The 7,958-nt window shown below is 56.3% G+C and carries 6 protein-coding genes and 2 pseudogenes; 3 read left to right on the top strand and 5 right to left on the bottom strand.

What is annotated here, in order from left to right; translation table 11 throughout:
• Window positions 1-118 (top strand): annotated as a pseudogene (locus BMY73_RS28630) (AraC family transcriptional regulator); the annotation flags it as partial.
• Between the two features lie 102 nt (window positions 119-220).
• A pseudogene (locus tag BMY73_RS21185) lies at window positions 221-963 on the top strand (transposase); the annotation flags it as partial.
• Between the two features lie 16 nt (window positions 964-979).
• Here BMY73_RS21185 and BMY73_RS21180 read toward each other — a convergent pair.
• A complete protein-coding gene (locus BMY73_RS21180) occupies window positions 980-1,681 on the bottom strand; it encodes a glutathione S-transferase (RefSeq protein ID WP_092409504.1) in 702 nt (233 codons plus the stop codon).
• Between the two features lie 147 nt (window positions 1,682-1,828).
• Between BMY73_RS21180 and BMY73_RS21175 the strand changes: the two genes are divergently transcribed.
• Window positions 1,829-2,392 carry a TetR/AcrR family transcriptional regulator gene (locus BMY73_RS21175; RefSeq protein ID WP_092409502.1) on the top strand — a complete coding sequence of 188 codons (564 nt, stop codon included), beginning with the start codon at window positions 1,829-1,831 and terminating at the stop codon, window positions 2,390-2,392.
• 532 nt (window positions 2,393-2,924) lie between these two features.
• Here BMY73_RS21175 and BMY73_RS21170 read toward each other — a convergent pair.
• The 4 genes from BMY73_RS21170 to BMY73_RS21155 all read right to left on the bottom strand — a co-directional run bounded on the left by BMY73_RS21170 (window position 2,925) and on the right by BMY73_RS21155 (window position 7,921).
• Window positions 2,925-5,330, bottom strand: a complete 2,406-nt coding sequence (locus BMY73_RS21170) for a xanthine dehydrogenase family protein molybdopterin-binding subunit (protein WP_082060876.1) — start codon at window positions 5,328-5,330, stop codon at window positions 2,925-2,927.
• Window positions 5,330-6,322, bottom strand: coding sequence for an FAD binding domain-containing protein (locus BMY73_RS21165; protein ID WP_062383928.1), 993 nt, complete (start codon window positions 6,320-6,322; stop codon window positions 5,330-5,332). The genes BMY73_RS21170 and BMY73_RS21165 overlap by 1 nt, the downstream gene beginning before the upstream one ends.
• Window positions 6,309-6,809, bottom strand: coding sequence for a (2Fe-2S)-binding protein (locus BMY73_RS21160; protein WP_062384123.1), 501 nt, complete (start codon window positions 6,807-6,809; stop codon window positions 6,309-6,311). Before BMY73_RS21160 ends, BMY73_RS21165 begins: the two co-directional genes overlap by 14 nt.
• Before the next feature lie 179 nt (window positions 6,810-6,988).
• On the bottom strand, window positions 6,989-7,921 hold the full coding sequence (locus tag BMY73_RS21155) for an AraC family transcriptional regulator (RefSeq protein WP_092409500.1): 933 nt from the start codon (window positions 7,919-7,921) through the stop codon (window positions 6,989-6,991).
• Between the last annotated feature and the right edge of the window lie 37 nt (window positions 7,922-7,958).

The raw sequence follows: 7,958 nt of genomic DNA, 5'->3' as shown, positions 1-7,958 counted from the left end.
GGTCGGCTATGAAAGCGCGACGCAGTTCAGCCGTGACTACGCGAAGGTGTTTGGCCTGCCTCCGTCGCAGGATGCGAGCAGGATCCATGGGCAGGCGAGAGTGATAGCAGGAAGTTGAGCGGAATGCCGCAGCTAGCTCTGGCTGGCAGCTATCGGCCCAGAGTGTGCCCCCCCCAAACCCTTGCTATGATTCCCAAAGATTTCATCGCAAGGATTGCCCATGAAGCGCTTCATCCAAGGTGAGCATCGAGGTCAGAGCACCTTACTTCCCGAAAGTCTGGACGATTACGTCAGCGACACCAACCCGGTGCGTGTTGTTGATGTCTTCATTGATGAACTTGACCTGACCACCTTGGGCTTTGAAAACGCCGAACCGGCTGAAACGGGTCGTCCGGGGTATCACCCTGCCGTCATGCTGAAAATCTACATCTACGGCTATCTCAACCGCATGAGCGGGAAGCCCAGCGCAATGTCGAGCGGATGTGGCTGACCGGGCGCCTGATGCCGGATTTCAAAACCATCGCCAACTTCCGCAAAAACAACAGCAAGGCCATTCGAGGCGTCTGCCGTCAGTTCGTTGTCCTGTGCCAGCAACTGGGGCTTTTCAGTGAGCATCTGGTCGCCATCGACGGCAGCAAATTCAAAGCGGTCAACCATCGCGACCGCAACTTCACCAGCGCCAAGCTGAAGCGGCGGATGGAAGAAATCGAAGCCAGTATCGCGCGTTACATGGCTGCTCTCGATGCCGCTGATCGAGACGAATCCAAGCCTTCAGGCCCCAAGGGCGGCGGGCTGCAAGAGAAAATCGCGAAGTTAAAGCAGCAGATGAAAGAGCTGCAGGCGATTGAAGTGAAACTTGAAGCATCACCAGACAAGCAGATCTCACTGACCGATCCGGACGCGCGTTCGATGATGTCGGGCGGCAAGGGGATCGTGGGCTACAACGTGCAGACTGCGGTGGATGCGATTGGTTCAAGCACTAGCTTTTTGGAGCGCCTTGCTCCACCAGTGCACGCCAGGTTTGATAGCTAGGGCGTTCCTGCATGTTGTCATGCCATGCTCGCAACGCGACGCACTCTTCAGGTACCGGCAGCTTTACCAACGAGGCGAAGATCATACCGCCCAGCACAGCGATGTCCGCCATCGAAAACGTGTTACCGGCAACGAATGGCTGACCTTTGAGCAGGTTGTCGAAATAACGCATTCCTCGGATCGCTTTCTCGCCCATTTTGGCGCCCCACTCGGCGTTCTGATACAGCTCGACCTTCGGGCCCAAGCCTGGAGTGGCGTGGTGGAAATAGACGCTCACGGCATCGAGAAATTCGATTTCAGCGCGCTTGGTCATCATATGGATCAGCCCCTTCTCCCGAGGCGTTTCGCCTGTAAGCACCGGATGACCGTCCAGGCTATCCAAGTACTGGGTAATCGCGGTGCACTCCGCGATTAACGTTCCATCTTGCAACTCAAGCACAGGGAGTGTGCCGGAGTAGTTGATAGCAAGAAACTCAGGCTCCTTGTGCTCGCCGGTCCATAGGTTTACCGAAACGAACTCAACATTCGGCAACAGCCCTTTTTCGGCGAGAGCGATGCGCACCCGGGCTGGATACGGGCCATCGAACCAGTCGTAAATTTTCATCGAGGGAATAGTGGAAGCGTCAACGCGTTGCTGTGTAGTGCTCATGCCGGTGATACCTGCCTGTCAATTGGTAGGTAAAGACTGAGGTAGATTTTTTGCGCTGTCAACACCCTACCTGTCAATTGGCAGGTAGACTTCCAGCGAGTAAGATACGCGGCACACCGATTTTGAATCCAAGGTGAGGATTACGACGTGAGTGAAAACGCCCGAGAGGCCATCCTGGCAGCGGCGAGATCCGCAGCACAGCTGCATGGATACAGCGGTATCAATTTCCGTAGCATTGCTGAAGAAGTCGGAATCAAGAACGCAAGCATCTACTATCACTTTGCGAGCAAGGCGGATTTAGGCGCTGCCGTCGCAGAACGCTATTGGCAGGACACGCTGGCGATGCTTGAAGAGATACGGGCCTCAAACACTGATCCGCTTCAGTGTTTGCAGCTGTATCCCTCCATCTTTCGTAAATCTTTGAAGGACCATAACCGGCTCTGCCTGTCGAGCTTCATGGCCGCAGAATACGAAGATCTGCCTGATCAGGTATCCAGAGAGGTCAAGGCGTTTGCGGACGTTAATGTGAGATGGCTTGCCGAAGTGCTGACAGATGCTGGTTGGGACGTTGGGACGGCCTGTGAGCGTCGTGCACGCGCCATTTACACCGCTGTTGCTGGCGCGCAGCTGATTGCGCGGACCTCCGCGGACATCAATCTATTTGACGATTTGATGTTGAGTTACCAGGAAGCAGGGCTGATTCCAGCCTGAATGCTCAATAGCACAGTCGTCTATGCGCCTGTCTCCGATCCTGCGGCGACCAAAAATAGAGTTTTTCTGTATCGCTGGTGTAGGTTTTTGCAACGCTGTCAAGAATGCCTCGCGCATTCTTTCCCTGTCTCCGAAGGTGGCCTCTTGGCTACACCTCAACGGGGTGACGGCCAGATATTCGAGGGAAGAAAACGGTCTCAAGAGCGGATGCCTTGCTGAGAAAAACACGCCGTCTTGACGTTCAGGATTTGCGGCAGGGGCGCAGACACTGGGGAGATAGGCAGACTTAATGTGCGTAGGTTGCATATTCTTATCGAGTTCGGAACTGCCGATGCATCTCTAGCCGGGTTGCGGTGCATTCACGACACCGGAAATTTGAGTGGCAAATTGCGGCGTGAGCGATGAAACGAATGTTTTCATCGACGACGCCGCAGACCACTGCGCACCGGGATGTCTTAACGGCTTTAAACAAACTTACGACAGCGGTGAGCGAGCTGCCAGTAGCGCAGTCAGCAGCGATGAAGCACGCTGCTCAGCTATCGACTAGCAGCTTATCCATGGTAATGGGGAGGTCACGCACACGCTTGCCGGTGGCGTGGTAGACAGCATTGTTGATAGCCGCCGCCACGCCGACTATTCCCAGTTCGCCCACCGCTTTACCGCCTAGAGCAGTAGCCTGCAGGTCTGGTACGCCCACTGAAATCGTCGTTATTTCAGGCACATCGGCGTTCACCGCAACCAGATAGTCGGCGAGACTTGCGCTGACAACTCGACCCGTCTGGGGATCGAAAACACCATCCTCCAGAAGAGCCTGTCCTAGCCCCATAATCATGCCCCCCATCCACTGACTTCTTGCAAGTGTCGGGTTAAAAACCTGACCACTGTCGAACGCGCCGACCATGCGCCGTACTCGGACGGTACCGAAATCCTCGTCTACCCGGACCTCGACGAATTGAGCGCTCCACGCGTGAGCCGATAATCCACCCATGGTCGGAGCGACCATTTGCTTAAAGGTTCGACCTGCCTGAAAGCGATCTTGAGCGGTGGCATTCTCGCCGAAGGTATCGCCACTCGCCTCGACGGTCTCACGACCGGAGAGGGTCATCAGCGCCGCAAGGTTGAGCCCACTTGCTGGCCTGCGCTTGAGACGTATCTGGCCTTCCCGGATAGCCAGGTCCTCGATCCTGGTGTGCAAAAGCGGCGATTGATTCGCCTCAGTGGCCAGTCTCAGCAAAGCGCTCTTCAGATTCAGTGCGGCCTTGTGCACAGCACCCACCAGAACATTCGCTAGCTGCGAGCCTCCCGCTAAAGGAGCGAGTGGCAGGCTGGTATCTCCCAATAGAACAGTAACGCGATCGGTCGGTACGCCGAAGACTTCCGCGACTGTTTGCGCCAGGATGGTGTACGTTCCGGTCCCCATATCGATCCCGGCACTGCGAACTACCCATTGTCCATCCTTGCGGAATGTAATCTGGGCCTGGCCAGGTGTTCGGCGCACCGGATAGGTTCCTGACGCCATTCCCCAGCCGATCAGCTCCCGACCCTCTCGCATCGAACGAGGCTGATGAGAGCGCTTTGCCCACCCGAAGGCCTGCGCCCCGGCAGCGTATGCTTCCTTGAGGCGGCGAGTGGTCCAGGGCGCGTTGGCCTGATGATCGAATTCTGCATAGTTCTTCAGTCGCAGCTCGAGGGGATCCATGCCCAGCGCATAAGCCAACTCGTCCATCGCGGTTTCAAGCGCATAGGCGCTGGGATTCTCTCCAGGCGCACGCAGCCATCCGGGATTTACGGTATGTACCCGCCGAAGGGAATGTGTCGAAGAAAAGTTGGGCACCGCATACATCAGGGGCGTGACGGCATTGCAAGGTTCCTGATGGATATCCTCCATGGCCGTCTCATTCCAGCTGGTGTGACTGATCGCAACTAGCGTTCCGTCCTGCCTGGCACCGAGGGACAGAGCCTGTCGAGTCTTGGGGCGTCCCCCGTAACCTGTGAACGTCTGTTGACGCGTCAGCGACGTCTTGATGGGGCGCCCCAATGCTCGCGCAGCTGCGCAGGTAATGGCGACATGTGGATGTGGAGACACCTTGCTCCCGAAACCGCCCCCAATAAAAGGCGATAAGACGTGAACGTTGTCCACCCCGATGCCCATCCATTCAGCGATAACCCCGCCTGCCCCGCCGACCCACTGACTGGGCTCCCATACCGTCAATTCGTCCCCATCCCACGCCGCGATGCAGGCGTGCAATTCGAGCGGAACGTTGTATTCCCTCGGTGTGGTATACACCCCGTCTACACGCACCGGCGCTGTCTTCATCGCTTGCGCGGCATCCCCCCAGCTAACACTCAGTTCTTCAACCGGCAGCTCGGGTGAATCATCAGCTTGCGCCTGGAGAGTCGGTGTGAACGCCTCATACTCGACCTGAATCAGATGTGCGGCCTCGGTGGCCTGCTCCAGGGTTTCAGCTACGACAAAGCCGATATGCTGGCCATTCCAGAGCACGCGGTCGTCCTGCAGCGGAAGGAAATTTTCCGTTGCTGCTCCACCTTTGCTGTAAACCCGTGCCGGCAGGATTTTGGGTGCGTTAAGGTGGGAATACACCGCAATTACCCCGGGCGCCGCCATGGCCTCTTTCACGACCATCCGGGTGATTCGGCCTGAAGCGATCGTGGATTGCACGAGAACGCCGAAAGCCAAACCCTCTACGTGGTGTTCAATGGCGTAGGGGGCGAGCCCTGTTACCTTCAGTTTCCCGTCCACCCGCTGCACGGGCGCGCCCAAGCCCGCTTTTTCCATCGGTGAGTTGGCCGATGCAGAAGTCGGTGCGTTCGGCGCGTCACTGGCAGACACCTGGCCTGGCAATACGCCTGCGGCGGCACCGACAGCCATCGCTTGAAGCATCTCGCGGCGGGTGAGATCAAGATTAATCGGGTCCATCAGGCAGATCTCCTGGCTTGGAGCAAGGCTCGCGTCACGACGCGGGGGATGAGGGCAATTTTGTATGCATTGTGCTCGTAGACCTGAGCACCATCGGTTGCGCGGATAGCTGCTTGCCTGATGACCTGTTCAGTAAAGTGCTGCCCAATCAGCGAAGTTTCGACGTCGCGTAATCGCCAGGGCTTGGTTGCCACCCCGCCTAGCGCAATCCGCACTTCTTTGATCGTCTGACCGTCGTTCTCCAGTTCCACGCCTGCGGCTGCACTGGCCGCCGCAAACTCATAAGAGGCGCGGTCGCGGACTTTCAAGTAGTGAGAGCTGTGAAGCGCAGGTGTGACAGGAATTTCGATGGCGGTAATGACCTCTCCGGCTCTGAGGTCGTTTTCAACATCAGGTGTGCCGCCGGGTGCTCTGAAAAAATCTTCTGCCCGAACGACCCGAAGCTGCTGACCCTGGATATGAATCTGTCCGTCGAAGGCCGCTAACGCGACGGCAAAGTCGCCTGGGTAAACGGCAATGCATGATTCGCTGGTGCCCAGTACCGCGTGATTGCGATTGATGCCACGCAGTGCCGCACACCCGCTGCCGGGGCTGCGTTTGTTGCACTGCGCATTGCCAGTAGTATCTCGGAAATACGAACAACGTGTCTTCTGCAGCACGTTACCGCCAAGCGTCGCCATATTCCGGATCTGCGCGGAGGCCGCCCGCCAGAGACTTTCGGAGATGGCGGGTGCGAGACGCATTATTTCCGGGTGATCGGCCACTGCGCTCATCCTGGCGAGGCTGCCGATAAGCATCCGCGAGGAATCAACGTAAATTTGATCGAGGCCGTTGATTCTGGTGAGATCCAAGAGTGTTGCAGGTCGCTCAACGCCACACTTCATGAGATCGACCAGATTCGTCCCCCCACCCAGCAGTCGAGTGCCGGGTTGGCCTGCGAGGCGAACGGACTCGGCAATATCCGATGCACGCTGGTACTCAAAGCGTCTCATGTTCGATCCCCTTGGCCAGCGATCCTGCCGCGTCTTTGATCGCCTCGAGAATGTTTGCATAGGCTCCGCAGCGACAAATGTTGCCGCTCATGTATTCGCGAATGTCGCTGTCAGAGCCCGCATGCCCCTCACGAATACACGCCACTGCGGACATGATTTGGCCCGGCGTGCAGTAGCCGCACTGAAAGGCATCGTGTCTGACGAAAGCAGCCTGCACGACGTGCAGCTCATCCTCGCTCCGAGACAGGCCCTCAATCGTCGCGACTGGCAGGCCCTCCGCCTGCACGGCCAGTGTCAAACAGCTCAGGACGCGTGCACCGTTCACATGGACCGTACAAGCGCCACATTGGCCGTGATCGCAACCTTTTTTGGTGCCAGTCAGCCCTAGATGCTCACGCAGTGCATCAAGCAATGTGGTACGGGGATCGATAGCCAATGAACGATCCGATCCGTTGATATGCAGCGTAATGGTTTCGACGTTTTTCATTCGCAAGCCCAACGTACTTGAGCCTTGGTTAGCGCTGGCTCCTTTCCAGACTATAGGGGCGACAACGAGTACCTTGAGAGCCTGTTTCTCTGTGATGATTGCCTATTACTCTTGTGCGCAATAAGCCATGAATAGCGCCTTGGCAGCAGGCTGAGCCAAGCCAGCCAAACTGCCCAGAGCTATGACATATCCATGATTGATCGCATGTCTCGAATCGGGGGCTGGCCAAATTGTCGGCGGTACTCACGACTGAACTGGGTACTGCTCTCGTAACCCACTCTGAATGCAACGGTGGATGCATCTGCCTGTTCTGCAAGCAAAAGCCGCCTGGCTTCATGCAAGCGCAGCTGTTTCTGATATTGCAGGGGACTCATCGATGTCATCGCCCGGAAATGATGATGAAACGTTGAAACGCCCATGCCTGCTTTTCCCGCCAGGTCTTCTACTTTAATGGGAAGAGAGAAATTGTCTTTAAGCCAATTGATAGCTTTCGCAATACGGTTACTTTGCGTGCCTGTCAAAACGGTCTGGCGCAACCGAGCGCCCATGGGGCCGACCAGCAGTCGATAAATGATCTCTCGCTGCAAGATTCCCCATAAATAAGCGGGGTTACCCGAGTAGTCGCACAGATCCAGGGTTTTAGAGACCAACTCCAACATTTCGTTTGTGGCTGGCCCGGTCGCCATCCCGGAGTCTGAACAGATCTCTCCATAGTTGTTCAGCTCCAGATCGGCTAACACTTCGCGCGCGATATCAAGGTTGAGCTTTATCAACACCGACACATAAGGATCATCTTCCGTGGCTCCCAAGACTTCGGTCGTTGTAGGCAAGTTCATGGACGTCAGCAAAAACCTTGAGGCGTCATAGTGAAAAACCGAATCGCCCAGCTTAATTCGTTTCGCACCTTGGAGAATAACCGCAAAACTGGGCTCATAAAAGTAACCGGTTGGCGGTAAAGGCTGATCCCGAAAGTGCAGCCCGACACCCGGTAGTAGTTCGGCGTCGGAAGGGTGTTTCGCAATAAGCGCCAAAACTCTTTTTGCCAAAGAACTCCGGATCGGAGAGGTGAGACGCAAGAGATTCAAATCCGCTTCACTCATTTCGTGTTTCATGAATTCCTCACTTTACTGAAGCGCTGAAGGAGCTTGA

Origin of the sequence: Pseudomonas sp. NFACC02, assembly GCF_900110765.1 — a bacterium.
GTDB lineage: Bacteria > Pseudomonadota > Gammaproteobacteria > Pseudomonadales > Pseudomonadaceae > Aquipseudomonas.
The sequence above is the reverse complement of the archived record's forward strand: the minus strand, read 5'-3'. Positions and strand labels throughout refer to the sequence as shown.

What these genes read in the sequence shown, in the direction of transcription:
- BMY73_RS21160 (WP_062384123.1), bottom strand. Translation starts at nt 6,809, where the DNA reads ATGAAAAACGTCGAAACCATTACGCTGCATATCAACGGATCGGATCGT.
- BMY73_RS21155 (WP_092409500.1), bottom strand. Translation starts at nt 7,921, where the DNA reads ATGAAACACGAAATGAGTGAAGCGGATTTGAATCTCTTGCGTCTCACC.
- BMY73_RS21170 (WP_082060876.1), bottom strand. Translation starts at nt 5,330, where the DNA reads ATGGACCCGATTAATCTTGATCTCACCCGCCGCGAGATGCTTCAAGCG.
- BMY73_RS21165 (WP_062383928.1), bottom strand. Translation starts at nt 6,322, where the DNA reads ATGAGACGCTTTGAGTACCAGCGTGCATCGGATATTGCCGAGTCCGTT.
- BMY73_RS21180 (WP_092409504.1), bottom strand. Translation starts at nt 1,681, where the DNA reads ATGAGCACTACACAGCAACGCGTTGACGCTTCCACTATTCCCTCGATG.